The organism is Paenibacillus sp. FSL H3-0286, from assembly GCF_045040705.1.
Classification (GTDB): Bacteria; Bacillota; Bacilli; order Paenibacillales; family Paenibacillaceae; genus Paenibacillus_AQ; species Paenibacillus_AQ odorifer.
This window is the reverse complement of record NZ_CP150285.1, coordinates 2,359,180-2,385,334: the sequence shown is the minus strand read 5'-3', so window position 1 is coordinate 2,385,334 and position 26,155 is coordinate 2,359,180. Positions and strand designations below refer to the sequence as shown.

Sequence of the window (26,155 nt, the reverse complement as noted above, 5' to 3'; positions counted from 1 at the left end):
CTCCCTGTCCGAGTTGAAATGTTATTGTTTAAGGGTTTTGGATTCCGAATCTGCGATCAATTTCATTTGCTCAGGGTATCCGTAAGTACCATGCTCACTGATATCCAGACCCATTAATTCTTCTTCTTCTGTAACGCGAAGTCCGATAGTTACCTTCATTACATACAAGATGATGAAAGAAAGAACGGCTACGAAAACAAATGTTCCAACCACACCAAGCACTTGAACGCCTAGTTGATGGAAACCGCCACCGTAGAACAACCCAGCTTCACCTACCAAGCCGCCTTTAGTAATAAGCTCAGGTACAGCGAACAGACCCGTTGAAACTGCACCCCACATCCCCGCAATACCATGCACCGAGAAAGCATAGATTGGATCATCAAGCCCTGCACGTTCCAGCCATTGGGAAGTCATGAATGTAAAAGCACCGGCTACAAAACCAATAATGATTGCTGCCCATGGATCAACGAAAGCACACGCTCCTGTGATTGCAACCAATGCAGCCAGAACACCATTCAGCATTGCTGGAATATCAGATTTACCAAAGTACAACCAAGAAGCAATCAATGCTGCCAAACCACCTGCTGCTGCTGCGATGTTCGTTGTTAGGGCTACGTGACCGAAGAAACCGCCCATTGGGGACAAAGCACTACCTGGATTGAATCCGAACCAACCAAACCAGAGGATAATAACACCGAGTACAGTAAATACTTGGTTATGACCTGGAATGATCACGGGTTTACCTTCTTTATTAAACTTACCAAGCCGAGGCTTAAGCAATATGGTTGCTACCACTGCTGCCGTTGCACCTGTAAGATGGACAACCGTGGAACCTGCATAATCTTGCATACCCAGCTCAGCCAACCAGCCACCGCCCCATACCCAGTGAGCTACAACTGGATAAATTACGACGGAGAACAAAATTCCGAAAATGATATACACACTTAGCTTCGCACGTTCTGCCATACCACCAGATACGATAGCCAAGGAAACTGCTGCAAAGGCCATTTGGAATAAGAATTTAACATTTAAAGTAACATCAGAAAATGCAAGTGATTCAAAAGAAGCTGCGGTTGAATCTCCTCCGTACAAGAAGCCTGTAGTACCGAAGAAGCCATTGCCGTTACCGAAACCAAGTCCAAAGCCGATAGCCCAGAAGCAAAGACTTGCGATAGCCAGAGTAAGTACTGTCTTACCTGCTACGTGCCCTGCATTCTTCATCCGAACCGAACCCGCTTCGAGCATTGCAAACCCTGCTTGCATAAAGAATACTAAAATGAATGCCAGGAAGGTAAACGCTGTGTCCAATCCGACTTGTAAGTCAACGTTCGTCGGACCGTCCGCTGCAAAAGCACTTACCGGATAAATCATCAGTGTAATCATGGCCAGTAACATCATCAACCATTTCTTTTTCATTTTTACCCCACTCCCCAATGTTATATTTTCTAACAAAGCGTGAAACTCTTAATGTCATTATAATCAGAAGTCAGGTAAATTGACAAGACTATTTTAGGAATGTTTTTATTTTATTTTATTTGAGCACACGAAATTTTCACAGTACTAATGGACTAGAGGTCCTAAAGGCCTGATTCTAGCTGCATTTTCATTAAAATAACTACGCGCACAACCTCATTTATATTACCTGATAATTGAACGCATCTTTTACCAAAATCACAAAATACATAACATTTAATGTTATATATTGGGGTAACTTATAGTTTTCAACCCCAATCATTCTTCAAATTTGATATCCCTTTGAGTTTGAGTGTATTGTATAGAAACTACAGATCACCGTTCATGAATTAACCCTTCTTTACTGCATATACTTTATGAAAGTATGACGTTTGACTGTATGGTTTCCAGTTTGTTATCATTACAGATAGCATAAGAAACCATCAATTTAGGAGATGACCGCCACTTATCGGCAGTCGTATTCAATTAGTGAGGCGAGATTAAATGGGGATATGATTTTGTATCGAATTGGAGAATTAGCTAAGGCTGCTCACATTAGTGAACGAACTATTGATTATTACACGAAACTGGGATTAATCTCCCCGGAATCTAGAAGCACCAAAAATTATCGGCTATACAGCCATGAAACCTTGGCTGCTTTAGAACGTATTACTCAATTAAAGCATGACAAGTATTCATTGGAAGAAATCAAATCTATGCTAGGCAAATGGAACGAGGCAACACCAGAAACTGACGTCTCTGATAAATTAGTTGAGTTAGAGCAGCAAATGCAGCGGCTAGAACGGGAAGTTAAAGCCCTTGAACCTCTTATTAGTGGTTTGAAGCCAGGACAGGCCAGTCGCGTACTTTCAAATCTGCTCCCTCAGGGATTAGCCTGCATGGAAGCGATCCGGCTATTGCTTACGCAAGGACCGCCAATGTAAATACCATATTTACAATACAGTGGAGGAATGCATCTATGTTTATGTACCTATTAGTAATTATTGCTTTTCTTTTCTCATTGTGGGCACAGTTTAGAGTTAAAGGAACCTTCAGCAAGTGGTCAAAGGTAGCCAATTCGAACGGCCTGACTGGATATGAAGCCGCGAGACGTATGCTCGACGCTAATGGCTTACACGATGTTCCGATTGAACCTGTAAGAGGTACACTCTCAGACCATTATGACCCCATCCACAGAGTTGTACGCTTATCTGAGCCTGTCTATTATGAAAGTTCCATCTCTGCAATTTCTGTCGCTTGTCACGAAGTAGGCCACGCGATTCAGCATAAAGTAAGTTATCCTATGTTGACACTTCGTCACCGGATGTTCCCGGTAGTTAATTTCGCATCAGGCATCGCGCCTTTCATGCTGATGGCAGGTTTCATCTTCGGTTACTTTAATCTTATAGGCTTGGGTATCATTTTCTTCTCAGCAGCTGTTGCATTCCAGCTCGTAACGCTGCCTGTAGAATTCAACGCCAGTAACCGGGCTCGTCAGGTCATGGTAGAACAAGGTTTCATCCGCAACGAAGAAGAACGCGGAGTAGCAAAGGTTCTCAACGCCGCTGCTTTAACTTATGTTGCAGCCGCTCTAGTATCGTTGCTTGAATTGCTCCGCTTGATCACCGTCTTTTTAGGCAACCGCGACTAATATCACATACCTCTAAACAACAAAAACCCCGGAAGGCTAAGAGCCGACCGGGGTATTATTTTGCCTAGCTTTAAAGTAGGAGATTAAAAAAGTCCGAAAGGAACGTGCCACCAGCGGTAATTTACTATCTGTACGGTAGATCAAGCCAACCGTTCTCGTCACCGCAGGCTCCACAACCTTCACCTGGGCTGGTTGAAGAGGATTCGTCTGATAGAACGCCATCTCCGGAAGCAGGCTTACACCCATCCCTGCGGCCACCAAACCACGAATGGTATCGGTCTCTCCACCTTCAAAAGCAATCTGCGGTTGGAATCCCGCCTGCAAGCAAGCTTGCCAAACGATAGGTCTCAACGAATAGCCTTGGCTGAATAGAACAAACTTCTCTTTTTGCAGCTGTTCCAACCGAATTTCAGATTCTCCTGCCAGCCGGTGATTCTGAGGAAGAATCGCAAACAACTCTTCAGTCATTACAATATCCCCCGAGACATGCTCATCATTCTCCGGAAAAGGCGAAATGAAAGTTAAATCCACTTCGCCAGACAATACGTCTTTTATCAAAGAAGGGTAAGATCCTTGTTTAAAACGAAATTTGACATGAGGATAATACTTACGAAAATCTGCAACGATAGTCGGGATGAGATGTGTGCCAAGGCTATGCGGGAATCCAATCCGAATCTCACCACGCTCGGGATCCAGAAATTCATGCACCTCATTTACCGAATGCTCCAGCTCCTTAAGGATACTCTCAACCTTCTTGCAAAAGAGCTGCCCAACAGGGGTAAGCTGCAGATTGCGCCCTTTTTGCATAAATAGATCAACCCCAAGCTCTTGCTCCAGCTGATGAATCTGACGGCTTACCGCAGACTGCGCTACATGAAGCTCTTCTGCCGCTCTTGTTACGTGTTCTTTTTGAGCTACCTTTAAAAAATATTGCAGCTGTCTTAGCTCCACTCCATCATCGCCCCTGTCTTAGGCTTTTTTTGAATATACGAATAATTAGCCCATATACGAAAAAGCCAGAAACCAAACCTCCGAGATGTGCAACCCAATTCACATTCGGTGTAGCAAACGACATAATGATCCCGATCATTAGCAATCCGTATAAAGTCTTACGCGAGCCCTCATCCATCATCGCCCGTTGAATAACGGCAATGTATAAAAATGCACCATAAATGGCGTAGATTGCTCCAGAAGCACCAACCGAAACCGTACCAACCTCTACTACTGAGCGGGCACTAATCGCAATTGTAAGCAGATTTGCCAGAAAACCACCCGCCACATAGAGCAGCGCATAACGCCACCAGCCCAGCAATCGCTCCAGAGGCGGTGCAAACACCAGGAGAGCGAAGCAATTAAAGAACAGATGGGAAAACCCATTATGTAAAAAAATAGCGGCCAGATAGCGCCACAGTTCCTCTTTGTACGGACTCACATCTACTATAGCACCAAAATCAATAAGCGTTTGAATATTTGTTGATCCTCCGTTAATTACCGTCAGGATAAACATGATCACATTGGCCAATATGAGCAGACAGGTTACCGGATAATACCGGACATAACTTTTCCAATTTTCGTATCGAATAAATATCATAACACCCATCCCTTTACATATATATCTTGTCCGGTTGGACATCTTCCTGCTATTAAGATTATAATTTATTGTGGCAGTAAGAATCCAATATTATAATTCGAGGAGGAAAACAAGGATATGACGCAAGAAAAAACAGGCGTAGCTACTTTTAAAGGCAACCCCATCACTCTCGTAGGACCTAAGCTAACAGCTGGTGATCCTGCACCCGATTTTGTTCTGAGCAAGAATCTTCTAGAAGACGTGTCTCTAAGTGATTATGCCGGTAAAATCAAGCTAATCAGTGTTGTCCCTTCTCTTGATACCGGGGTATGTGACGCACAGACCCGCCGGTTCAACAGTGAAGCCGCAGAGCTTGGTGACGATGTGGTAATTCTCACGGTAAGCACGGACCTGCCGTTTGCCCAAGCTCGCTGGTGCGGTGCTGCCGGTATCGATCGAGTTATTACTCTATCCGACCACAAAGCAACCTCATTTGGACAAGCCTATGGTGTGCTGATTAAAGAATTCCGCTTAGATATGCGCTCCATCTTTGTTCTGGATAAGAACGACAAGATCGTATATGTTGAATATTTGAGTGAAATGACCGAGCACCCTAACTATGAAGATGCTATTGCTGCTGTGAAGAAGCTGCTCTAATTCTTTAATCAGTAGCGGTTATTCCAACAATACTTAATTATCTCTGTTAAAAAAGCGGCAGAAGGTCCATCCTTCTCCCGCTTTTTTTTGTAATAGAAAGATTTATCGATAACACACTGAGCAGCTCACCGTTTACGTAAACGCATTCATACTATCCCTAAGCAAGAAGGGTTTGACGGGCCTCTAAAAATCAGTCTGCTTTGTATTTTCCTAATTTTTTGTCCAAAGATGCATACAAGCGTTGAATCACACGGTAATTCGCCCCGAGATCACCAAGTGAACCTCTAGATGCAGAATACATGTCTACACCACAACGAACAGGCGTCGTATTTAGCACCGATACCGTAATGTCCAGCGTACGGCCAAATGCCGTTCTTTTCTCAAGAGTAATCTCACCTACAGACTCCACTTCGTGAAGCACCTTAAATCCAGGAACTTTCTTTAAAGTTGATGAAACTTCTTCCCATGCTTTGTCTTTAGTTAGATTGTAATAACGCGTTTTTAATGTCGGATCTTTGGCGCGGTCGCTTGTTCCATCATGACTGCGGAATAAGCCAACCAAGGTTCTTTTTAACGACAAAATTCTTCCCCCTCTACAAATCCCAAGTTCATTATTCTAAGTGTAACACTCTTGTCTCAGGAACAAAAGGGTATAACTCACTTTCCCTTTATTCCAGACATACAAAAAAGCGCCCGCTCCCATTATTCACGGGAAACAGGGCGCCTTGGCTTAAACAAGAGAAAACCCGCTTATGCCGTCCGGCTACAGTGTCTTCTGAACCTGCTAGAGCAGGTGGGTGATCGCAGAAAACGTTTTTGAATTCCCCAAGTCATATAGACAGGGCGGTTCAGCTGCGCTTCGTGTAGATCTCCCAAGACATTATCATTGGTTCAAAACAACGAGTAACCGTAACGTACATCGCAGGATTTGTTATTATTATATTGCGTTTTAACGAAAAAGTAAACCTGTATGCGCTTTATTTTTACACAGGAATTAATTACCTGGAAATATCCAACGCTTAATCCAGCATTTTGTTAAATGCGTTTGGTGTCCTTTTCATCAATTTCATCCTCGTAGTCATCATCATCATCATCGTCATCGTCGTCATATTCATCCGCCCGATTGTTCAATGCTGCTGCTTCTGCTTCTTCCTGCTCTTTTAGTTTCTTCTTTTCTACTTGCAGCTGTAGCTTATTATAAGTAGCGTAGAAGTTAAAGAAGGCCGCCATTGCAATCAACGTTGGAATACAAATGAAATACAGAGCCGGATATCTAAGACCGATATAAACAAGAACCGCGGCTGCAATCAATGTAGAGAACACACGAATTGGGCGTGCTATAGTCAGCAATATAGAATTGGTCATCACTTGCTTGAAGCCCATTTGGTAATGAACCACAATGGAAAAGAAGTTAAACATGGATACCGACAAAAGTATCATCAGCACCAACATCAAAATACCAACAATTCTGAAGTTAGGCATTTGTGTCATGTAAACTGTTACATCAACGTACATAACAACGAACATCAATGTATAGATAACTCCTCCGAGCATACTTTTTACATAGTTCTCTTTATACCCCTGAAAAAATGTACGAAAAGTTCCTACATCCGTATTCCCCATTACCCACTTACGTACTACAGTAAATAAAGCGGCTGAAGCTGGAAACACCGTAAAGGGCGCTAGAATCCCCATTGCCCAGTTCAATGTAATTTGCTCGTTCGCTCCACCTGCGCCTGTCCCTAACATAATCATCTTTAAAACACCAAAAAACAAAAACGGGGCGGAACATAGTGCCCATAAGATATTACTTCCTGCGATACGTGAAATCCATTCTGTGACGCGGTATAAGCCGCCCATTGCTCCTTTAAACTCCAATTCCCTTCCTCCTCTGTCTCTTACATACTACATATCTTAACTATACCTCATTTGACCTCCTCATTTCCATAGCCCAACTTTCTGAATTATAGACTATCGTCTATACGTAAAGCCTTTATAGTCCATATATTAGGATTGTAACCATAAGAAATACCAAAATCCCCACATTCTAAAGGAGGTTATCTCATGTCTACACCTGTTGGCTTCGGCGGTTGGACTTCTACAGGCACGATCCTCGTATTGTTTATCTTGCTCGTTATCATCACTCGTACATTCGGATACTAATATCTCACAAAACAAATTCGCGCCCTACTAAGGACACAACAATTCACCAAACATCCTTATATTTCAGCAAAAAGAAGACGAGAACCGCAATGCGGCATCTCGTCTTCTTTGGTATCTGGACGAAGTATTAATTATCGAAATCTTCACGTTTTGCAGGACGAGTGCTCGTGCTGCTTGGACGAGTGTATGGTTTACGCTCTGCGCTGCGGTTTGCACCACCGTCACGAGCTGGTGCGCCATCACGGTTGCCTTTATAGCCACCGCCATAGCCGCCACTGCCGCTACCGTAGTTGCTGCCACCGCTGCTATAGCCACCACGACTACCGCCACCGTTATTATCACGGTTACCACGGTATCCGCCACCGCTACCGCTGCCACCGGAAGTACCACGGTTTCCGCCATAACCACCATTAGGTTTACGGCCACTGCGGATATCGTTTTTGCCACCACGACGTTTAGCACGAATTGGATCTTCAGGAGTCAATTCAATTGCGGAATCCTTCTTGTCGCCAGTGAGAAGCTTCATAGCTGCGGACAACAATTGTACGGAATCATATTGCTCAAGCAATTGAATAGAAATTCCTTTGTACTCGTTCAATTCTCCGCTTTCTACCACTTCAAGCAAACGCTCAGCAGTAACGCGTTGTTTACCTTCAATAGCTTCAGCCATTGTTGGCAAAGGTTTACGAGTAATCCGGTGACGAGTAACACGTTCGATCAAATGCAGGTGATCGATTTCGCGTGGAGTAACGAATGACCAAGCCGTACCTTCTTTACCTGCGCGTCCTGTACGACCAATACGGTGTACATAGCTTTCAGGATCTTGTGGCAAGTCAAAGTTAATTACGTGAGTTACGCCGGATACGTCCAGACCACGTGCCGCTACGTCAGTAGCTACCAGCACGTCAATGCTGCCATCACGGAATTTACGCATTACAGCATCACGTTGGTTCTGTGACAAGTCACCATGCAATCCATCAGCAGAATATCCGCGTTTTTGCAAAGCTTCAGCAAGCTCATCAACCCGGCGCTTAGTACGTCCGAATACGATAGCTAATTCAGGTGATTCCATATCAATCAAACGACTAAGAGCTTCAAACTTTTGACGCTCAGGCACTTCCACATAAGCTTGATCAATCAGTGGGGCACTGATTTGTTTCGGAATAACGGAGACATGTTGCGGGTTGTTAAGAAATTGTTGAGCTAGGCGTTGAATGTTTGGTGGCATTGTAGCAGAGAACAACATGGTTTGACGTTCTACAGGAACGAGCTTCAAGATAGTCTGAATATCTTCCATAAAGCCCATATCCAGCATTTCATCTGCTTCATCCAATACAACGGTTTGAACATCATCCAAACGGATCGTTTTACGGTTGATGTGATCGAGCAAACGACCAGGTGTACCAATAATGATTTGTGGTTTCTTTTTCAATCCACGGATTTGACGTCCAATATCCTGTCCGCCATAAATCGCCAACGAGCGAAGACCTTTGAAACGGCTTAGTTTGCCAATTTCTTCTGACACTTGGATGGCCAACTCACGAGTTGGTGCCATAATAAGGGCCAAGATTTTTTCGTCTTCACGGTTAATCTTCGAAATGAGGGGGATACCAAAAGCAGCAGTCTTACCTGTACCAGTCTGAGCTTGACCGATCAGATCCGACCCAGTCAATGCTAATGGGATCGACTGTTCCTGTATCGGTGTTGCCTCCTCAAATCCTAACTCTGTGATTGCTTGTAGCACTTTTGGCTCCAAGCCAAATTCTGCGAATGTTTTCAAATTATTCATGCTCCTTCTATACAGTGGACATTCCACATGCTTGTCTGTATTCTTAAGTAGCGGTAAACACATTTATAGGCTGTCCAATCATGCTCTATTTTCTGCATGATATAGCGCTTTTGGGACGAAAAGCCTCCCTAATCATCAGGTACCTTGTTGTACCTGAGCAACTGTAGCTTTACATCCGATGCAATGCAAAAATACCATTGTAACGTTCTACTCAAGAATATCCTATACATTATATCACAAACACATGTGAGAATACCAGTGGGTTCCTTTCTTTTCATTGCTTTCATGTTTTATTTTTTTAAATATATATATAAGGGTGGATTTACTTGTTAAGACAGATTTTGAATTGTTTGGTTGTTTTTTTAGGGGCAGCACTGATCGCCAGTGGATTTAATCTATTTTTAATTCCACACCGTTTACTAAGTGGTGGCGTATCTGGGCTTTCCATGTTAGTGGGTTATTTCACTCCATTAAACATAAGCCTCCTATACTTGCTCTTTAATATTCCTCTGCTGGCTGCAGGCTGGTTCCAGTTAGGCCGGAGATTTATTATTATGAGCATGTTATCCGTTGTGTTTACAACCTGGTTCTTAACGGTGATTCCTGAGCATCTGGTGGCTACAGATATGCTGCTGTCCTCTGTATTTGGCGGAGTTCTCGTTGGGATTGGCTGCGGTATCTCCTTCCGTGCAGGAGGTTCTTCCGGAGGTTTTGACATCTTGGGTTCAATTATCACTAAATACCGTGATTTCCCGGTCGGCAATGTAGTGGTAAGTTTAAATGGACTAGTTATCCTGGCGGCCGCTTATCTTGACCAGAACTGGAATTTAGCACTTTCATCAATGGTATCTATATATGTAACAGGTAAAGTGTTGGATATGATTCATATCAGCCACTTAAAGGTAACCGTATATATTGTAACAAACCGTACAGATGAATTACTGCAACATCTAATAGGCCTTCAACGAGGTGTCACAAAGATTAAAACAGAAGGCGCTTATTCTCACGTTGAAAAGGACATGCTAATGACGGTAACAACCCGCTACGAACTTGCAGAGCTGCAACGTATCATCCGCACGACAGATCCGCAAGCTTTTGTAAATATTGTTGAAACAGTGGGTGTTATGGGTTCCTTTCGGAAAGACAAAATGAGGAAATAAAAATTCCTAGTATTGGAAAATGCACCAAACTCAGAATTATGATATATTATACACACGCAGAACCCTAACAATTTCATAAAGATTGAGATTTACCCCTCTTTTTTCCAAAGCACTTCGTTTTCCGATGAACACTGAATCTATTCAGAACTATCGAAAAAGGAAAGGGTGATTTTTGTGGAAATGGAAACGGTAAAACTGTCAGCAATCGTCATGAGGTGGTATCCTGATATGATGCCGTTTCTCAAACAGGACGAATTAAATTCAGTAATCGTTCTGCGAGACGGGCTAAGTATTCTGGAACCTGCAGATGCCATGGATATTATCCATTACAGCATCTGTGAACATCAGAATTCTGCGTATCTTCAATGAGCAAGCCGCAAGAGAAGTCTTGATAGTTGCCGCCTTGGGTTCGGCCCTGTTGCCGATTTAAGGCGGCATTTACTTTTTTCATACCGTTTCGAATCCATACATCTCGTTTATAAACAACAAAGGCGGTTTTTTATTCCCAATCTGAGCTAATATTGTTACAACACTGTTCTTTTTGGGAGCAACCGTTCCTATATAATTTAGGGGAAAGTACATAAAGGGAGAGAAAAACGAATGAACATCACCTGGGCTCTACTGATGATGGCCTTGGGAAGCGTAGGCGTACAACAGAACCAACATGACGCTGAAGTGGCGATCGCTTTGAAGTCCGCCATGAATCCCCCCATCATTGCACAACAAAACAACAATTCGAATGTAGCAACTCCAGCTCCAAGCGCTTCACCTGAAGCAACAAACTCAGAAAGTATGTTACACACCGATCCACAGCCAGACGCACCCAAAGTAAAAGGCATTTATGTTACCGCCTACAGTGCTGGTGGGGAACGAATGGAAAAGCTGCTTACATTGCTTGACCAAACCGAACTTAACTCAATGGTTATAGACATTAAGGACGATGCGGGTTATATCACATATAAGACCGATAATGCCGACCTTCAGAAGCTCGGTAACCCTCAGCCTTTTATTGGAGATATCAGCAAGTTAATGGAACGTTTGAAGAAACATGATGTTTATCCTATCGCCCGGATTGTTGTTTTTAAAGATTCCATTCTTGCCAAGAAGAACCCGCAGATGTCTTTTGTTAATTCTGATGGCACTGTATGGAAGAATAAAGGCGGCGACAGCTTTGTTAATCCTTATAATGAAGATGTTTGGAAATACAATGTGGATATCGCCAAGGAGGCTGTCAAGCTCGGCTTCAAAGAAATTCAGTTCGACTATGTTCGTTTTCCGGAAGGATTCGAAAAACGCGCTGAAACCCTTAAATACACTAAAACCAGTGATTCACGCGTAGAAATTGTATCTAATTTTGTTAAATATGCCAAAGCAGAGCTAGCTCCACTTGGTGTCCGTGTGTCCGTAGATATTTTTGGATATGCCGCATCTGCCCCTGCTGAGGGTATCGGCCAAGACTTTGTTAAAATATCCAAGAATGTGGATGTTATCAGTCCAATGGTTTATCCAAGTCACTATTCAACGGGATGGTTTGGCGTGAAAGAGCCCGACTTAGATCCTTACGCTACAATCAAAGGCTCCATGGTTGATACACATAAGAAGCTTGATCCACTGGGCAGCTACAAACCCGTTATTCGGCCTTGGATTCAAGACTTTACAGCAAGCTGGCTCGGAAGTGGTCATTATGTGAAATATGGTAAAAAACAGGTGGAAGATCAAATCCGCGCTTTGAAAGATGAGAATGTGGATGAGTTCCTTCTCTGGAACGCCAACAATCGCTATACAGCCGATGTTGATTACGAAAAACAATGAATACAGCCCTTATTATTTATAGCTGATCTGATATACGTATGCTAAAGACCCGGCGTTTGCCGGGTCTTTTAACGGAAACTTATTGAACTATTTAACCTATTCCATGAAAAATCATAAAGAATGAGGCACAGAATTATGATACAGACCACCTCTTTAAAACAAAAGGCAGGACAATTTTTTCATATTTTATTCCCAATCCTTGTTACACAAATTGCTTTATCCGCGATCACCTTCTTTGATACTAATATGTCCGGTAAATTCGGGACCGTCGATCTGGCAGGAGTTGCGATAGGAACTAGTCTTTGGATTCCAATCCAAACCGGTCTCAGCGGTATTCTTATGGGGATCACACCTATTGTTTCACAGCTCATCGGGAGCAAAAAAGATAAGGATGTCGCCTTTCAAGTCACACAAGGTATTTGGCTGTCACTAATTGTTTCGATCATCGTCTTGCTGATTGGCAGCTTTGCCTTGTCACCTATTCTTAATTTTATGAACTTGGAGCCTGGTGTAAGAGATGTTGCTTTCCGCTTCCTCAGTTCTATTTCGTTCGGAATTATCCCCCTGTTTGGATATACGGTACTTCGTAGCTGTATAGACGCTTTAGGGCAAACACGCGTATCCATGTGTATTACACTAATAGCTTTGCCTGTAAATGTAGGTTTGAACTATTTGCTCATCTTCGGGAACTTCGGATTCCCTCGTCTCGGGGGTGTTGGTGCAGGGGTAGCTTCAGCCATTACCTATTGGGTTATATTTGCCGTTGCTCTATTGTTCATATATCGTTCTCAGGCCTTTGTAAATCTCAGATTATTCCGTAATTTCTACTTCATATCGTTAAACAGCATTAAAGATTTGCTTAAAATCGGAGTACCCATCGGTTTCTCGATTTTTTTCGAAACGGCTGTCTTTTCCGCTGTAACCTTGTTAATGAGCCGATTTGATACCGTAACAATTGCCGCGCATCAGGCAGCAATCAATTTTGCAACAACACTCTATATGATTCCGCTCAGTATTTGCATCAGCCTTACCATCCTCGTCGGCTTCGAGACCGGGTCTGGCAGACAAAAGGATGCACGCCAATATGCCATAATGGGTATCGGGCTGGCGGCAATCCTTTCGCTGGCCACAGCTTTATTACTCTTGTTTGCCGGAAATCATGTAGCTGGTCTATATTCAGATGAACCCGATGTCATCTCGTTGATTCAGCATTTCCTGATCTATGCAATCTTTTTTCAAATCTCAGATGCAATTGCTACACCTACTCAAGGGGCGCTTCGCGGATATAAGGATGTTAACCCAGCCTTTATCATTTGTTTTATTGCCTATTGGGTAATTGGCTTACCTACAGGTTATATACTTGCAACTTATACAGATCTAGGAGCATTCGGCTACTGGATTGGTCTTATCACCGGTCTTGCCATCGGTGCGACCCTGCTATTGTCTCGGCTTATCAAAGTTCAACGGCGTTATGCCGCACAATACACACAGGAACAACCACAGAGTTAACGATCCATATTACACAAAAAAGGAACAGTGCGCATCTCGCAGCTGTTCCTTTTTATATATAGCGTCGCTAATTATTGGGAAAGACGGGAAGCCAGCTCGTACAGCTCCAGGTCAAAGCCCTTTTTCATATTTACAACGAGATCAATATCTGTAAGAGTTAATTCACCTTTGATGATACCACAAGCCTTGTCGGATTCACCTTCGATTAGCTTACGTACGGCAAAATCGCCAAGACGGCTAGCCAGATTCCGGTCTCCAGGAGTTGGTGTTCCACCACGTTGGATATGTCCGAGTACAGTAACACGTGCATCCAGAGAAGCATGACGGTCTTTCAGAGCTTGAGCCACATCTTCACCTTTGCCAACGCCTTCGGCAACAATTACGATACTGTGACGTTTACCTCTGATAAAGTTATCGCGCATCCGGTCAGCAACTTCATTCAAATCATACGGCATTTCCGGCACAAGAATTGTTTCTGCTCCGGAGGCCAGTCCAGCATGCAGCGCGATATCGCCACAGTGGCGTCCCATAACCTCTACAATCGAAGAACGTTCATGGGAGGACATAGTGTCACGCAACTTGTTAATAGCGTCTACAACAACGCCAACCGCTGTATCAAACCCGATAGTGTAGTCTGTGAAGGAGATATCGTTATCAATCGTACCTGGCAAAGCCATAGTCTTGATACCAAGTTTACTTAATTTGTTAGCTCCTTTATAAGAACCATCTCCACCGATAACTACTAGACCATCGATACCCAGTTCATTAAGGATATCCGCGCCTTTTTGTTGTCCTTCCGGTTTCGTGAACTCCAGACATCTTGCAGACTGCAGAACAGTACCGCCACGTTGAATAATATCCCCTACACTGCGAAGATCCATTGGGAAAATATCGCGATTCAGCAGACCTTGATAACCACGTTGCACCCCAAATACCTCAATACCGAAATAAAGTGCGCTTCTTACAACCGCACGAACAGCGGCGTTCATTCCCTGTGAATCTCCACCACTAGTCAATACTGCGATTTTTTGAATTTTAGACATTCTGTTGTTCCTCCTTAAAATTGTGCGAAGCCTGATACATCTTATAAAAACAACTTCGCGACATGGTTACAAAAAGCGTTTGCGTATCCAACGGCTGTTAGCGAAGAAGAACAGTCTTGTAAGCGGACTGCCTTTCATCAGGCTTTTAGATACAGAGCGAACTTCCCGCTGTTCGCTAACTTTGGGATCAGATAAATAAAGTGCCAGCAATCCCTCAATCACCATACGATGCATCGAAGACTCTGGAAGATTTCGAACATCCTTACGGGCCCACTCAACCATTGCAGCGATCCGACTCAGCATGGTATCTGTGTCATCATAATAATTGCAGAAATTAAGATCACCGCCTGCTCGGTCCTCTTCCTGATCAATCAGATAATCCAGCATAATGTGCAGACCACATACATGCGGAAAATACGCAGCTCGAATCGAAGCCGCAGAAGCTTGGTTCAGCTTCGGATCACATGCGGAAAGAAATAACATAAATACACCTAGTGTTGATCCCGTTGCAGCCGAAAACTCATTCCATTGCAGATGCGGCGCTCGACTGCCCTGTTCCTCCCACCACTCCTTCAGGGCTGTTTCCCTGAGTTCCGGGCGGATGTGCTTATACACTTGTAAATCTGTATAGAGCACAGCCAGTTCTCGAATCTCCGCTGCAGCAGCGGAATAACCTGGCAACAAAGAAATCATTTCTTGGCATTTACGAACCAGCCTGTACAAATATCCGCCGTCATTCTGTTCACTTCGAAGCGCATAATAATTACCTGGCTCAGCATTTGGATCAATAGCATCCAGCATAGATTGATGCAGCAGCCTGAAATCTGCAGGATCAAGCGAAGTACTGCGATCACATAAGTTGTCCAGATAATCACTGATAGTTTGATAAGCAACAATTAGCGGAATCAGTATATGTTTCATCGATAAATTGCCGGCGGCATAAATACCACCGCCTATGCAATGAAACTCTTTAGTTTCAATGCTGGCAAGTGCTTGCTTCCGGAGCTCGGGATCGGGAATCCCGTTCGCATCTTGGCGCCAGAAATGGAGACATTCTCTCACTTCCGGCAGCACGTACTTATAGACCCTGTTCATAAGTCCCAGTGGACCACGCGGGCTAAGGTAACGGCCTTGCTCTAATTCACTCAATGACAGTGCCTCCACATTGTTGTCTCCTTATCCAAATCACCACTTATTATAATATGATCAGGCGTATTTGTACAAACAACAAAATCACTTTCGTAAAATCATGAAAGATTCAGAAATACAGCAGTTTTTAAAAACATCTCCCCATTGCTTTATGCTATACTAGGCATATTTCAATTTCGGAGGAGTGCAATCCATGTTTTCAAAACGGACCGGCAGCCTTTACAGTGATCAAAACTGGCTGCGTTCCTTTCTTTTTACCATATATGGTACCAGCGTCCTTGTAGTATCCTACTTTCCTTTATTCTACACACATTTAGGGTTTAGCAGTTCTCAGATAGGCTACTTGTATTCCCTCGGTCCCCTTATCTCCATCCTATCCAATCTATTCTGGAGTATGATAAGCGATAAGTTAGGCACCGTTCGAAAGATCATGTTCATACTACTTGCGGGTCAATTAGTAACTGGTCTTCTATTAGCCAGAGCGGCCGAATTTTCATCTGTCATGCTTATTTTGTCCTTCTTCTACTTCTTCTATTACCCAGTTTTTCCGCTTGCCGATACAATGGCTATCAAAGTTGCCGAAAGACACGGACGGAACTTCATTACCATTCGCGTTTTTGGCTCCTTAGGCTATTCTTTCTTTGCTCTAACCGTTGGCTATGCATTAAGAGCATTGGGCTCTACTTGGAGCTTGACCCTATGTATCATCATCATTATTGCTGCACTTTTAATTACCCTAGGTCTTAAGGATGTTAAAAGACCTGCTGTTATAGAAACAACGAATCAAGATAAGGACACAGCTGAAGCTGATAATAGCAAAAATGGACTTAAAGATATATTGTTGCAAAAAGAGGTGTTGTGGTTCTTCGGCTGTGTGTTTGTACTCGCGTTGGGCCATAGAATGAACGAAGCCTTTCTGACGATCAGTCTAAAACAACTAGGCGCAGGTGAGGAAATCATTGGCTGGGCATTGCTCGCGTCAGCTCTTAGTGAGATCCCTGTATTATTTATCCTCAGCAGATACGGCGACAAATTCAAAGAATTGCCCTTGCTGGCCTTGGGGAGTCTGATGTATGCTCTGCGTTTTCTTTTGATGTCCCTGGCGGATCATCCAGGCTCAATGATTGCCATTCAAGCCATGCACAGTATATCATTTGGTGTTTTTTATGTAACATCTGTCCGTTATATCACCCGGATTATCCCGGATCGCCTTCGGGCAACAGGTCTTGCCATTTTCACCGTCGTTTGGTCAAGTGCCTCTGGGCTGCTTAGCGGTACCTTTGGCGGCATTATTTATCAAGAGGCGGGGCGTTATATTTTTTATATAGTGGCTACAGGTTTCAGCTTGCTTGCTTTTGCAGGGTTTCTGGGACAGCATTTATTGAAATCCAACCTGGAGCCGATCAATTATTTCAGAAAAAAGAACAAAAAAGCCTCCCTATAATTAGGGTTGGTATGATTCCATAATACAAAGAGGTCGTTGCACTCCCCTTCAATGGAGTGCAACGACCTTTTTCATTTAGGAGAACATCTATAGTGGGCGTAAAAAAACACAGTTCCCGAAAGAACTGTGTTCTGTAAGTTGGTAACCACTCTTGCAAGGGCTTGCCAAGTAAATTATATATTTGTAGCAGACAGCTTAACTGTCCTGCTGTTTCTTATAATTTTACTACGTTTTCAGCTTGCGGTCCGCGACTACCATCAGTGATGTCGAATTCTACTTCTTGACCTTCGTCCAAAGTCTTGAATCCTTCACCTTGAATTGCTGAGAAGTGTACGAATACATCTTCGCCGCCTTCTACTTGAAGAAAACCATAACCTTTTTCTGCGTTAAACCATTTTACTGTACCTTTCAATTGAACAACCTCCTAAAAATAACCGCCATATATGGCGTATAACTATAGTATACTGCAATCTTCTGTTCAAATCAATCAAACCCAACCCTTAATATATGATTTAATTTGCTTTTCCCTTCTCCAGTGCGTTATCATTGAGCCAAAAGCCAAAAATCGCCAGGGTGGTAATGATAATGATCAAAAAACATGAAATATACAAAACAGACAAATGGAATATGATGACGGTAGAAGTTCAAGGCCGCTACATTGTACTCCGCGAAATTTCCGATCAATGGGGAGAAGAAACACATACCTTCCTTAGTCGTCCAGCGATGATGCAATGGGTGAATAACCGCTTCAACAAAGAATCTTATAAAGACAATGAAGAAGAGTACAAAAACATCATTGCAGCTTTCAAACAGGTATAACAGGAAATGAATAACGAAAATCTCACGATTTATGTTGTCCTAGTCCTCTGTCTAGGCGCAGTATTAATTATGACCAAGGATCGTGTCCCGCCGAAACTAAAGCGGGGCATGGCCATGGCTGCGGTCGTAATGATTCTGTTTGCTTTCATCTTTGTTATTTATAGCTTGTTGGCATAACTACCATATAAAGAAGACTAAATATTAATAATCAGGACTTAGCAGGACATAATAAGCTGACTCTACTTTTCAAAGAGGAGGACGTCATGCCTATTACACTTAAGTCCATCCCTCTTCTACTTGTGCTCAGCTTGCTACCGGGTGAAATATCATCCACAGTATTGCCGAGGGAGATTATGCCTACTACATCTCATCATTCTAGGAGGGTTTCTATGGAACAATTATTGAAGAGAAGTGAAGTACCTGCTGAGAATCGTTGGAAGCTTGAAGATATATTTGCCTCTCAGAAGGATTGGGATGCAGAATATGCTGAAGCTAAATCACTGATCAAAAAAGCTGCTGATTTCCAAGGTAAACTTGATTCCGCAGAAGCTGTGAAACAATGTTTTGAGCTGGATGACAAGCTGTCCGTCTCCACTGAGCGACTTTTTGTCTATGCTCATATGCGTCAGGATGAAGACACTGCTAATCCTGAATATCAAGCTTTGTCCTCCAAAGCGAAGAAGCTTGGGATCGAAGCAGGCGAAGCCTTTTCTTTTGTAACCCCAGAAATCTTGGCACTGCCTATTGAGAAGTTGGATCAATTTATTGCTGATCCTGAACTGTCCGCTTACACCTTCACTTTAAAAGAGATGAAACGTGAGAAAGCGCATGTATTGTCCAAGGCTGAGGAAGCTCTGCTTGCCCAAGTTGGAAACCTAGCACAAGCGCCTCAGAATATTTTTAGTATGCTGAACAACGCAGATCTGAAATTCCCTAAGATTAAAGATGAAGATGGCAAAGAGGTCGAGCTGACTCACGGCAACTATATCAAGTTCTTGGAAAGCTCCGATCGCGAGGTTCGCCGAAATGCTTTTAAAGCAGTCTATGACACCTATCGTAAGCAAAAAAACACCATCGCAGCAACGCTTAGCGCCAATGTGAACAAAAACGTCTTTTTCTCACACGTCCGCAAGTATCCATCTGTAATGGAAATGTCTCTTTACGGTGATAACATTCCAAAAGAGGTATACACCAACCTGATCGATACGATTCATGAGAGTCTTCCTTTAATGCACCGTTACATGAAGTTGCGTCAAAAGCTGCTTGGTGTGGATGAGTTACATATGTATGACCTATTTGCACCACTAGTAGATGAATATAAGCTGGATATCACGTACGAAGAAGCGAAGAAAATTACCAAAGAAGGCCTCAAACCGCTGGGTGAAGATTATCTGAATGTGCTGCAAAAAGGCTACGACAATGGCTGGATTGATGTCTATGAGAACGAGAATAAACGCTCTGGAGCTTACAGCTGGGGCCCTTATGGCACACACCCATACGTCCTGCTGAACCATAACGATAATCTGAACAGTATGTTTACTCTGGCACATGAGATGGGTCATGCTCTACACTCTTATTTTTCAGACAACGCTCTGAACTATCGGGATGCACAGTATACCATTTTCCTTGCAGAGGTTGCTTCAACTACCAATGAAGCTTTGCTTATGGATTATCTACTCAAAAAGTCTACAGATCCTAAGGAAAAAATGTATCTGCTCACTTACTATGCCGATCAGTTCCGGACAACGATTTTCCGGCAAACAATGTTCGCAGAATTCGAAAAGATCATTCATCAGCGTGTTGAAGAGGGCGATTCGCTTACCCCACAAGATCTTTCGAGTATCTACTACGACCTGAATGTCAAATACTACGGCAAAGAAATGGTTGTGGATCAGGATATCGAGATGGAATGGGCACGAATTCCGCATTTCTATAACAGCTTCTATGTTTACAAATATGCAACAGGCTTCTCGGCAGCGACTAGCTTTGCCAAACAAATCCTTGAAGAAGGTAAACCGGCGGTAGATCGTTACGTCGGCTTCCTGAAGAGCGGTGGCAGTGATTACTCCATCAATATTTTGTCAAAAGCAGGCGTTGACATGTCGTCTCCTGAGCCGATTCGCGAAGCGATGAGTGTGTTCGAAAGTGTTATCGAGCAAATGGAACAGTTGACCAAATAAGGCAGAGAGCTTAGTATTACATTAATCCCTTGCCCTATCTGGGCAGGGGATTTTATATTGTTATATCCCCCTGAGGAGGAAGAATTCAATGAGAATTCAATGGTCACTAATTGCGGGTCTAATCTTCGCGCTGCTAACCGCCATATTCGCAGTCATCAACGTTGATCCCGTTCAAGTCAATTTCGGTTTTGATGTGGTTAATATACCACTTATACTCGTTATTCTTGGCTGCGCGTTAATTGGCGGAATCATCGTGGGCTCTTACGGCATTTTTCGTCAATACAAACTACAAAAGCAAATTAAAAGCTTAACTGCTGAGCTTACCAAGCTTCGTGATGCCGACACTTCACTGGATTCTTTTAACACAGACAATGATGGCTTAACAGGAGGGCTTAACTAATGATTACCATTCAACCTAATGAAGACTACATACTTTCCATCCTAAAAAAATTACTCGACACCCCCAGCCCAAGCGGTTTCACCGCACAGGTAATGACACTAGTTGCTGAAGAAGCAGCTGCGCTGAACGTACCTTTAAGCTGGAATGAAAAAGGCGGCGTAATTCTTAACGTCCCTGGCCTAGATCCCTCTCGTACTATTGGCATCAGCGCTCACGTGGATACACTTGGTGCCATGGTCCGCTCGATTAAAGCTAATGGCACACTGCGTCTGACCTCTGTGGGTGGCTTCGCCATGCACAGCATTGAGAATGAATACTGCACGATCCATACCCGTAGCGGCAAAACTTATACAGGAACCATCTTAACCAGCCATCCATCTGTTCACGTATATCCAGACGCTCGTGACTTCAAACGATCAGAGGAGAACATGGAAGTACGTATTGATGAGCTGGTATCTTCTAAAGAAGACGTACTCAAGCTTGGCATTTCCGTCGGAGATTTCATTTCTTTCGATGCACGTGCAGTGATTACGCCTAGCGGCTACATTAAATCCCGTCATTTAGATGACAAAGCAAGCGTGGCTGCCCTTCTCGGATTGCTGGAAAGTATTAAACGTGAAGGCTGGAAACCTCTCCACAACCTTTCTTTCCTCATCTCTAACTACGAGGAAGTGGGACATGGTACAGCTTGGATTCCTGGTGAAATCAATGAAATGATTGCCGTCGATATGGGCGCCATGGGTGATGATCTCAGCTGTAAAGAAACCGATGTATCCATCTGTGCAAAAGACTCTTCCGGCCCTTACGATTATGTTATGACAGGTCGTTTGATTGAACTGGCAGAAGCACTCGCAATTCCTTATACCGTTGATATTTATCCTATGTACGGCTCCGATGCTTCCGCAGCGCTCAGAGGCGGAAACAATATCCGTGCAGCATTGATTGGCCCAGGTGTACATGCCTCCCACTCCATGGAACGTACGCATAAGCAAGCTGTAGTGAACACTGCTAAGCTTCTCGCTGCTTATGTGGGGACAAACTGAGGGTAGCTCTGGCAAGCTGAACCAGCTCTGGAGGCGCAGACAGGGACTTATCGTCTCACTTCTGGTGTTATTGATAGTGGGGTTAGCGCTATCGTTGTTTCTGGTATTTAGAAATCATAAGGAAGATCCCTTTAAAGGTCTTCCTCACGCCTATAGCTTTTTGGAAACAGTGAGTACAGATAACGTGCAGCTCTATATGATGTCACTTTCACCTGAGGATATTAAGCTCAGGGCCGCGGGTGTCCCTTTACGGCAAGTTAATGCATATGGGATTAACGGTGGTTTTTTCTATCAAGATGCGCTTTTATCCATGGCTATCATGAATGATACTCCAGTCAACGGAGCCCAGAAGGGTTATGGGTCTGGCTGGTTCAATGCTAAATACGCACGTGGAACCCTTGTCTGGGATGGTGCCAGCCGTAGCTTCTCCGTACAGGTTGTCTCTTCTGGAGAAGAATTGAAGATTACTGATCGCCAGCATTATTTTGCGCAAGGTGGCATTAGTATGAATCTGGGACACGAAGACTTATGGGAAGCGGCAGTAGCTGAAGAGCATCTTCCTTACGCTGATGAGAAACGCCTGCGCTCAGGCATGGTGTATGACAACACAGGAAAGCTCTGGCTGATTGTTACCCCAACGCTCTCAACAGCGGCAGAGTTCCGCTCAGCGATCCTCCAGACAGTTCCTGCTAAGGGTCTGGAGGGCATCTTCTTGGACGGAGATGGCTCTTCCCAGATGAATGCGAAGGAAATCATTGTACCCGGCGATTCTCGGTCTGTAGTACAAATGATTGCTGTGGACGGAACGAAATAAATAAGTAGAAAAATAAAAGAGTAGAATTCTCCAATTAGTGGAGGACCCTACTCTTTTTTTTTATTGGTGGTTCGCTTGTTCTTCAACAGACACTGCCGGACTTTCCGGTGGTCATCACTTACGGCTGGTGCTTACGGACCCAGATGGCGTTATTCGCAAATTATTAGCCTTTGGAGCATTGTTTCGGACCCAAGCGACGTTATTCACGCAAAAAAGGAACGTATCGGGTGCTTTTAGTGTCAATAGCGACTGTGGTGTCCGTTAACATTCCAAATGTGCAATAATGCTGCGTTTAAGGTCAGTGGTGTCCGGATAGTACTTCGTAAGTATTAATGTGATCTAAAAACAAGCATCAATCCCAGACTTGCTCCAGCTTATCTGAATAATAAGAAATGGCCTTACTGTAACTTCTTATCCCTTCATCCGCAGAGGTTTCTGCCAACAGCTTAAGCAGCAGCTCCATCGCTTGACTATGCTCTCCAAGATTGTGCAAGGTCATGGCTAGGAACGCCGGAAATTCCTTATTCTCCGGGTACTCCTGAACAGCCTGCATCAGAAGACCTTTTGACTTCTCGTATTCTCCGAGTGTCCGGTAGGTGCTGCCCAGTCCCAATAGAGCGCCAACTCTCTGCTCAGAAGGTAATCCTAACGCCAAGCTTTTCTCATAAAAGGGTACTGCCGCCCGCTCCAAACCCAGCACATCATGCGTCCAGGCCAATTGATATAGAAGTTCAGCGTCCCCAGCATTCTGCTCATATAGCTCAAACAGCATCATTTTGGCTTCTTCCGCTTTACCAGCGTTGCGTAGGGCTACGGCAGCTTTAAGTTTATCTTCCACACAGAGCCCTCCCCTATTTTCATTCAAAACCATCCAACGGGTTTAAGCCTTACCAGCGATTTTCTCCGCAAGCTCGTTCAGATAGGTCCAGCGTTCCATAAGACGCTCCAGCTCTGCTTCGGCTAGGCGTTGCTCCTCTACTAGCTCCTGCAGCCTTCCAGAGTCAGCAAAAGCCGCCTCCATCTGTACACTAATATCCGTCAAACGTTGCTCTGCAAGCTCAATTTGCTCATCAATGCCCTCATATTCACGCTGTTCCTTGAAGCTGAATTTGAGTTTTGTTTTGGGAGCCGTTGAAGCTGCAGGGTTGCTGGCAGTGTCCGCGGCCTCTTTTTGCTTTGAGCTTCCTTCTTTGTTCGGTTCTCCAATGCGTGACGGTACATTTTTGGCCAGCCATTCTTCATATTCCGTATAATCGCCAACATGAATCCGGATATCGCCATTTTCAAAAGCAATCAGCTTATCTATCGTACGGTCCAAGAAATAACGGTCATGGGATACAGTAAAGACGACACCCGGAAATTCATCCAGATAATCCTCCAAAACAGCCAATGTGCCGATATCCAAATCGTTCGTAGGTTCATCCAAAAGCAATACGTTAGGCGCTCCCATCAATACACGAAGCAGATACAAGCGTCTTTTTTCGCCCCCGGACAGCTTGGAGATCGGTGTCCACTGCATCGCAGGAGGGAATAAGAAGCGTTCCAGCATTTGACCAGCCGTAATCACACTGCCGTCTGCTGTCCGTATCACTTCTGCTTCTTCCTTCACGTATTCAATGGCACGCATACTGTCATCCATATCCTGATGCTCTTGTGTAAAGTAACCAAGCTTAACCGTAGCGCCAAGCTGAACTTCACCTTTATCGGGTTGCAGCTGACCTGCAATCATATTTAAGAGTGTTGATTTGCCGCTGCCGTTCGGGCCGACGATGCCCACTCTATCCTGGGGTACAGCGATATAGCTGAGATCTTTGATTAGCTGACGACCATCCAACGCTTTCGACAGATCATTAATTTCAATGATCTTGCGACCTAAACGTGTAGAAGCCACAGAGATATCCAATGAACCGTTCGAGCTGCTTCCCGTACTCTCTTTCAGCTTCTCGAAGCGGTCGATTCTTGCCTTCTGTTTTGTTGAACGGGCTTTGGCACCGCGACGAATCCAAGCCAGCTCTGTACGCAACAGATTCTTACGCTTCTGTTCGGCAGAGGCTTCTCGTTCTTCTCGATCGGCTTTAAGCTCTAGAAACCGTGAATAGTTAGCTTCATAACGATAAAGCTGGCCACCATCTAGCTCTAGCATGACACTAGCCACACGCTCCAGGAAGTAACGATCATGCGTCACCATTAAAAGAGCGCCGCGCCGTTTCTGCAAATATTGCTCCAGCCAAGCCACGGAATCCGTATCAATATGGTTCGTAGGCTCATCAAGAATCAACAGTTCAGAGGGGGTAATCAGTGCAGCTGCCAGAGCCACACGTTTACGTTGTCCACCAGAAAGTGTGTCCATTAACGCATCAAACTTTAAGATGCCTAGCTTGGTAAGCACGCTTTTGGCTTCACTCTCCAAATGCCATGTTCCCGCAGCGTCGATCGCCTGCCCAATCTTTACTAGTTTTCCTTCCAGTTCAGCATTACCAGGCTGCTGTTCAAGCTGGGACATAGTCTCCATATACTCACGCATGGTAGCAAGGTCTGGATCATCCCCGGCGAACACTTGCTGCAAAACTGTATTCATAGGATCATAAGGAGGATTCTGCGCCAAATATTGTACTCTTACATTATTCCCGATGGCAATTTGTCCACCATCCGGAGTATCCAGACCGGCAATAATCCGTAAAAAGGTTGATTTACCCGTTCCATTCACACCGATCAAGCCAATTTTATCCCGATCGTCCATACCAAATGAAGCGTCGCTAAAGAGTACTTTCTCGCCATAACTCTTGGAAAGATGTTCCACGGTCATAATATTCATGCTATTTCCTCGCTTGCCTTATATTTTCATAAAACCGGCCCGCATCTAACCAATGCTATTTATCCGGTCTATCATCCTATCCAAAATTTAGGTGATCATGGCCCCTCTAATAAAAAGACCAGCAGCGAAATCAGCGCGTTTATACGCGTCCTCCTCCGTAAAAGACGGATCAAATAAAATATCCATCTTCAAACGATCCAGCATCCCTATGTAGGACTGTGCCATAAGCTCAGGCTCGGATGCTCCACCTTCTAATAATACCTTGACCACATCTTGCATGTACTGCTCCATAAATTGAGTCATATACGCCACTAATTCAGGATTATTGTTAGGGGCACGGAAAAAGAGCTTCGTATGCCGCTTGCGTTCATAATAATAATTCAGGTGATGTTTAGCAATGATCGACAGTTTACCGGCCAAAGTATCACTAGCCTTCAGCCTTTCCTGTAATTGCAGGAGAAATCCCTCACAATCGCGGCGCGTCACTGCCATGAATAATTCTTCCTTGCTCTTGAAGTATAAATAAACGGTGCCCTTTGCTATCCCGGCTTGCTCCGCCACTTCCGACATCTTCGTTTCGTAAAATCCACCTGAACCGAAGAGCTCGTATGCGGCATCCAGAATAGCAGTATGTTTTTGATTGGATGCGCTACTCATCGGTCCCTCCCTAAACTGTGCCGTTCAA

27 protein-coding genes and 1 other RNA gene are annotated in these 26,155 nt (G+C 44.0%); 15 read left to right on the top strand and 13 right to left on the bottom strand.

Features of this window, described 5'->3' with window-relative positions:
* Positions 1 to 21: 21 nt before the first annotated feature.
* Positions 22 to 1,416 (bottom strand): ammonium transporter, encoded by a 1,395-nt coding sequence (locus tag MHB37_RS10220; RefSeq protein ID WP_036689307.1) that lies wholly within the window; start codon positions 1,414 to 1,416, stop codon positions 22 to 24.
* A 548-nt stretch (positions 1,417 to 1,964) separates the two neighbouring features.
* Between MHB37_RS10220 and MHB37_RS10215 the strand changes: the two genes are divergently transcribed.
* Both MHB37_RS10215 and MHB37_RS10210 read left to right on the top strand, forming a co-directional pair.
* On the top strand, positions 1,965 to 2,396 hold the full coding sequence (locus MHB37_RS10215; RefSeq protein ID WP_036689305.1) for a MerR family transcriptional regulator: 432 nt from the start codon (positions 1,965 to 1,967) through the stop codon (positions 2,394 to 2,396).
* A 35-nt stretch (positions 2,397 to 2,431) separates the two neighbouring features.
* Entirely contained in the window at positions 2,432 to 3,103 is a 672-nt protein-coding gene (locus MHB37_RS10210; protein WP_076125126.1) for a zinc metallopeptidase, read from the top strand.
* Positions 3,104 to 3,139: 36 nt separating this feature from the next.
* Here the strand turns inward: MHB37_RS10210 and MHB37_RS10205 are convergent, their stop codons facing one another.
* Together MHB37_RS10205 and MHB37_RS10200 are read right to left on the bottom strand one after the other, a co-directional pair.
* Entirely contained in the window at positions 3,140 to 4,054 is a 915-nt protein-coding gene (locus MHB37_RS10205) for a LysR family transcriptional regulator (protein WP_076125124.1), read from the bottom strand.
* 4 nt (positions 4,055 to 4,058) lie between these two features.
* The gene (locus tag MHB37_RS10200; RefSeq protein WP_076125160.1) at positions 4,059 to 4,694 is read right to left on the bottom strand and encodes a rhomboid family intramembrane serine protease; all 636 of its coding nucleotides are present in this window, start codon (positions 4,692 to 4,694) and stop codon (positions 4,059 to 4,061) included.
* Between the two features lie 117 nt (positions 4,695 to 4,811).
* On the opposite strand from MHB37_RS10200, the gene tpx reads away from it, so the two are divergent.
* Positions 4,812 to 5,330, top strand: a complete 519-nt coding sequence (gene tpx, locus MHB37_RS10195) for a thiol peroxidase (protein ID WP_076125122.1) — start codon at positions 4,812 to 4,814, stop codon at positions 5,328 to 5,330.
* 190 nt (positions 5,331 to 5,520) lie between these two features.
* Here tpx and MHB37_RS10190 read toward each other — a convergent pair whose 3' ends face one another.
* The 3 genes from MHB37_RS10190 to MHB37_RS10180 form a co-directional block, all read right to left on the bottom strand.
* Positions 5,521 to 5,910 (bottom strand): DUF1499 domain-containing protein, encoded by a 390-nt coding sequence (locus MHB37_RS10190; protein WP_036689295.1) that lies wholly within the window; start codon positions 5,908 to 5,910, stop codon positions 5,521 to 5,523.
* Positions 5,911 to 6,069: 159 nt separating this feature from the next.
* A non-coding RNA gene (gene ssrS / locus MHB37_RS10185) (6S RNA) lies at positions 6,070 to 6,261 on the bottom strand.
* A 104-nt stretch (positions 6,262 to 6,365) separates the two neighbouring features.
* Positions 6,366 to 7,208 carry a YesL family protein gene (locus MHB37_RS10180; RefSeq protein WP_076301222.1) on the bottom strand — a complete coding sequence of 281 codons (843 nt, stop codon included), beginning with the start codon at positions 7,206 to 7,208 and terminating at the stop codon, positions 6,366 to 6,368.
* A gap of 186 nt (positions 7,209 to 7,394) precedes the next feature.
* On the opposite strand from MHB37_RS10180, the gene MHB37_RS10175 reads away from it, so the two are divergent.
* Positions 7,395 to 7,493, top strand: coding sequence for a hypothetical protein (locus MHB37_RS10175; RefSeq protein WP_036689290.1), 99 nt, complete (start codon positions 7,395 to 7,397; stop codon positions 7,491 to 7,493).
* 127 nt (positions 7,494 to 7,620) lie between these two features.
* On the opposite strand, the gene MHB37_RS10170 is transcribed toward MHB37_RS10175, so the two are convergent.
* Complete coding sequence (locus MHB37_RS10170) at positions 7,621 to 9,273, bottom strand: DEAD/DEAH box helicase (protein ID WP_036689288.1); 1,653 nt, start codon at positions 9,271 to 9,273, stop codon at positions 7,621 to 7,623.
* Positions 9,274 to 9,608: 335 nt separating this feature from the next.
* Between MHB37_RS10170 and MHB37_RS10165 the strand changes: the two genes are divergently transcribed.
* The 4 genes from MHB37_RS10165 (at position 9,609) to MHB37_RS10150 (ending at position 13,763) form a co-directional block, all read left to right on the top strand.
* Positions 9,609 to 10,442, top strand: coding sequence for a YitT family protein (locus tag MHB37_RS10165; RefSeq protein WP_036689285.1), 834 nt, complete (start codon positions 9,609 to 9,611; stop codon positions 10,440 to 10,442).
* A 180-nt stretch (positions 10,443 to 10,622) separates the two neighbouring features.
* Positions 10,623 to 10,811: a hypothetical protein gene (locus MHB37_RS10160; protein ID WP_036689649.1), complete on the top strand. Its 189-nt coding sequence runs from the start codon at positions 10,623 to 10,625 to the stop codon at positions 10,809 to 10,811.
* Between the two features lie 231 nt (positions 10,812 to 11,042).
* Positions 11,043 to 12,254, top strand: a complete 1,212-nt coding sequence (locus tag MHB37_RS10155; protein ID WP_076125118.1) for a putative glycoside hydrolase — start codon at positions 11,043 to 11,045, stop codon at positions 12,252 to 12,254.
* Positions 12,255 to 12,389: 135 nt separating this feature from the next.
* Positions 12,390 to 13,763 carry an MATE family efflux transporter gene (locus MHB37_RS10150; RefSeq protein WP_340395402.1) on the top strand — a complete coding sequence of 458 codons (1,374 nt, stop codon included), beginning with the start codon at positions 12,390 to 12,392 and terminating at the stop codon, positions 13,761 to 13,763.
* Positions 13,764 to 13,834: 71 nt separating this feature from the next.
* On the opposite strand, the gene pfkA is transcribed toward MHB37_RS10150, so the two are convergent.
* Both pfkA and MHB37_RS10140 read right to left on the bottom strand, forming a co-directional pair.
* The gene (pfkA, locus tag MHB37_RS10145; protein ID WP_405169199.1) at positions 13,835 to 14,806 is read right to left on the bottom strand and encodes a 6-phosphofructokinase; all 972 of its coding nucleotides are present in this window, start codon (positions 14,804 to 14,806) and stop codon (positions 13,835 to 13,837) included.
* Positions 14,807 to 14,872: 66 nt separating this feature from the next.
* The gene (locus MHB37_RS10140; RefSeq protein WP_036689648.1) at positions 14,873 to 15,955 is read right to left on the bottom strand and encodes a tetraprenyl-beta-curcumene synthase family protein; all 1,083 of its coding nucleotides are present in this window, start codon (positions 15,953 to 15,955) and stop codon (positions 14,873 to 14,875) included.
* Between the two features lie 193 nt (positions 15,956 to 16,148).
* On the opposite strand from MHB37_RS10140, the gene MHB37_RS10135 reads away from it, so the two are divergent.
* Positions 16,149 to 17,399, top strand: coding sequence for an MFS transporter (locus tag MHB37_RS10135; protein ID WP_076125115.1), 1,251 nt, complete (start codon positions 16,149 to 16,151; stop codon positions 17,397 to 17,399).
* 214 nt (positions 17,400 to 17,613) lie between these two features.
* Here the strand turns inward: MHB37_RS10135 and MHB37_RS10130 are convergent, their stop codons facing one another.
* Positions 17,614 to 17,811 carry a cold shock domain-containing protein gene (locus MHB37_RS10130; RefSeq protein WP_036689272.1) on the bottom strand — a complete coding sequence of 66 codons (198 nt, stop codon included), beginning with the start codon at positions 17,809 to 17,811 and terminating at the stop codon, positions 17,614 to 17,616.
* A gap of 173 nt (positions 17,812 to 17,984) precedes the next feature.
* Between MHB37_RS10130 and MHB37_RS10125 the strand changes: the two genes are divergently transcribed.
* The 6 genes from MHB37_RS10125 (at position 17,985) to MHB37_RS10100 (ending at position 22,655) form a co-directional block, all read left to right on the top strand.
* Positions 17,985 to 18,218, top strand: coding sequence for a hypothetical protein (locus tag MHB37_RS10125; RefSeq protein ID WP_036689271.1), 234 nt, complete (start codon positions 17,985 to 17,987; stop codon positions 18,216 to 18,218).
* 6 nt (positions 18,219 to 18,224) lie between these two features.
* The gene (locus MHB37_RS10120) at positions 18,225 to 18,395 is read left to right on the top strand and encodes a hypothetical protein (protein ID WP_036689267.1); all 171 of its coding nucleotides are present in this window, start codon (positions 18,225 to 18,227) and stop codon (positions 18,393 to 18,395) included.
* Between the two features lie 212 nt (positions 18,396 to 18,607).
* Positions 18,608 to 20,398 carry an oligoendopeptidase F gene (pepF, locus tag MHB37_RS10115; protein ID WP_076280964.1) on the top strand — a complete coding sequence of 597 codons (1,791 nt, stop codon included), beginning with the start codon at positions 18,608 to 18,610 and terminating at the stop codon, positions 20,396 to 20,398.
* Between the two features lie 88 nt (positions 20,399 to 20,486).
* Positions 20,487 to 20,798, top strand: a complete 312-nt coding sequence (locus MHB37_RS10110) for a lipopolysaccharide assembly LapA domain-containing protein (protein ID WP_042126298.1) — start codon at positions 20,487 to 20,489, stop codon at positions 20,796 to 20,798.
* Positions 20,799 to 20,800: 2 nt separating this feature from the next.
* On the top strand, positions 20,801 to 21,841 hold the full coding sequence (locus MHB37_RS10105) for a M42 family metallopeptidase (RefSeq protein ID WP_405169591.1): 1,041 nt from the start codon (positions 20,801 to 20,803) through the stop codon (positions 21,839 to 21,841).
* Positions 21,842 to 21,917: 76 nt separating this feature from the next.
* A complete protein-coding gene (locus MHB37_RS10100; RefSeq protein WP_254857037.1) occupies positions 21,918 to 22,655 on the top strand; it encodes a hypothetical protein in 738 nt (245 codons plus the stop codon).
* A 352-nt stretch (positions 22,656 to 23,007) separates the two neighbouring features.
* On the opposite strand, the gene MHB37_RS10095 is transcribed toward MHB37_RS10100, so the two are convergent.
* The 3 genes from MHB37_RS10095 to MHB37_RS10085 all read right to left on the bottom strand — a co-directional run bounded on the left by MHB37_RS10095 (position 23,008) and on the right by MHB37_RS10085 (position 26,127).
* Positions 23,008 to 23,493 carry a tetratricopeptide repeat protein gene (locus tag MHB37_RS10095; RefSeq protein ID WP_249267663.1) on the bottom strand — a complete coding sequence of 162 codons (486 nt, stop codon included), beginning with the start codon at positions 23,491 to 23,493 and terminating at the stop codon, positions 23,008 to 23,010.
* Positions 23,494 to 23,535: 42 nt separating this feature from the next.
* Positions 23,536 to 25,470: an ABC-F family ATP-binding cassette domain-containing protein gene (locus tag MHB37_RS10090; RefSeq protein ID WP_036689259.1), complete on the bottom strand. Its 1,935-nt coding sequence runs from the start codon at positions 25,468 to 25,470 to the stop codon at positions 23,536 to 23,538.
* Positions 25,471 to 25,557: 87 nt separating this feature from the next.
* Entirely contained in the window at positions 25,558 to 26,127 is a 570-nt protein-coding gene (locus MHB37_RS10085) for a TetR/AcrR family transcriptional regulator (protein ID WP_076098408.1), read from the bottom strand.
* Positions 26,128 to 26,155: the final 28 nt, after the last annotated feature.

Bases quoted from the DNA above. Each gene is read 5' to 3' on its own strand.
- MHB37_RS10200 (WP_076125160.1), bottom strand. From the start codon at position 4,694: ATGATATTTATTCGATACGAAAATTGGAAAAGTTATGTCCGGTATTAT.
- MHB37_RS10220 (WP_036689307.1), bottom strand. From the start codon at position 1,416: ATGAAAAAGAAATGGTTGATGATGTTACTGGCCATGATTACACTGATG.
- tpx (WP_076125122.1), top strand. From the start codon at position 4,812: ATGACGCAAGAAAAAACAGGCGTAGCTACTTTTAAAGGCAACCCCATC.
- MHB37_RS10135 (WP_076125115.1), top strand. From the start codon at position 16,149: ATGTTTTCAAAACGGACCGGCAGCCTTTACAGTGATCAAAACTGGCTG.
- MHB37_RS10155 (WP_076125118.1), top strand. From the start codon at position 11,043: ATGAACATCACCTGGGCTCTACTGATGATGGCCTTGGGAAGCGTAGGC.
- MHB37_RS10085 (WP_076098408.1), bottom strand. From the start codon at position 26,127: ATGAGTAGCGCATCCAATCAAAAACATACTGCTATTCTGGATGCCGCA.
- MHB37_RS10175 (WP_036689290.1), top strand. From the start codon at position 7,395: ATGTCTACACCTGTTGGCTTCGGCGGTTGGACTTCTACAGGCACGATC.
- MHB37_RS10210 (WP_076125126.1), top strand. From the start codon at position 2,432: ATGTTTATGTACCTATTAGTAATTATTGCTTTTCTTTTCTCATTGTGG.
- pepF (WP_076280964.1), top strand. From the start codon at position 18,608: ATGGAACAATTATTGAAGAGAAGTGAAGTACCTGCTGAGAATCGTTGG.
- MHB37_RS10160 (WP_036689649.1), top strand. From the start codon at position 10,623: ATGGAAACGGTAAAACTGTCAGCAATCGTCATGAGGTGGTATCCTGAT.
- MHB37_RS10120 (WP_036689267.1), top strand. From the start codon at position 18,225: ATGAATAACGAAAATCTCACGATTTATGTTGTCCTAGTCCTCTGTCTA.
- pfkA (WP_405169199.1), bottom strand. From the start codon at position 14,806: ATGTCTAAAATTCAAAAAATCGCAGTATTGACTAGTGGTGGAGATTCA.
- MHB37_RS10150 (WP_340395402.1), top strand. From the start codon at position 12,390: ATGATACAGACCACCTCTTTAAAACAAAAGGCAGGACAATTTTTTCAT.
- MHB37_RS10125 (WP_036689271.1), top strand. From the start codon at position 17,985: ATGATCAAAAAACATGAAATATACAAAACAGACAAATGGAATATGATG.
- MHB37_RS10110 (WP_042126298.1), top strand. From the start codon at position 20,487: ATGAGAATTCAATGGTCACTAATTGCGGGTCTAATCTTCGCGCTGCTA.
- MHB37_RS10090 (WP_036689259.1), bottom strand. From the start codon at position 25,470: ATGAATATTATGACCGTGGAACATCTTTCCAAGAGTTATGGCGAGAAA.
- MHB37_RS10215 (WP_036689305.1), top strand. From the start codon at position 1,965: ATGATTTTGTATCGAATTGGAGAATTAGCTAAGGCTGCTCACATTAGT.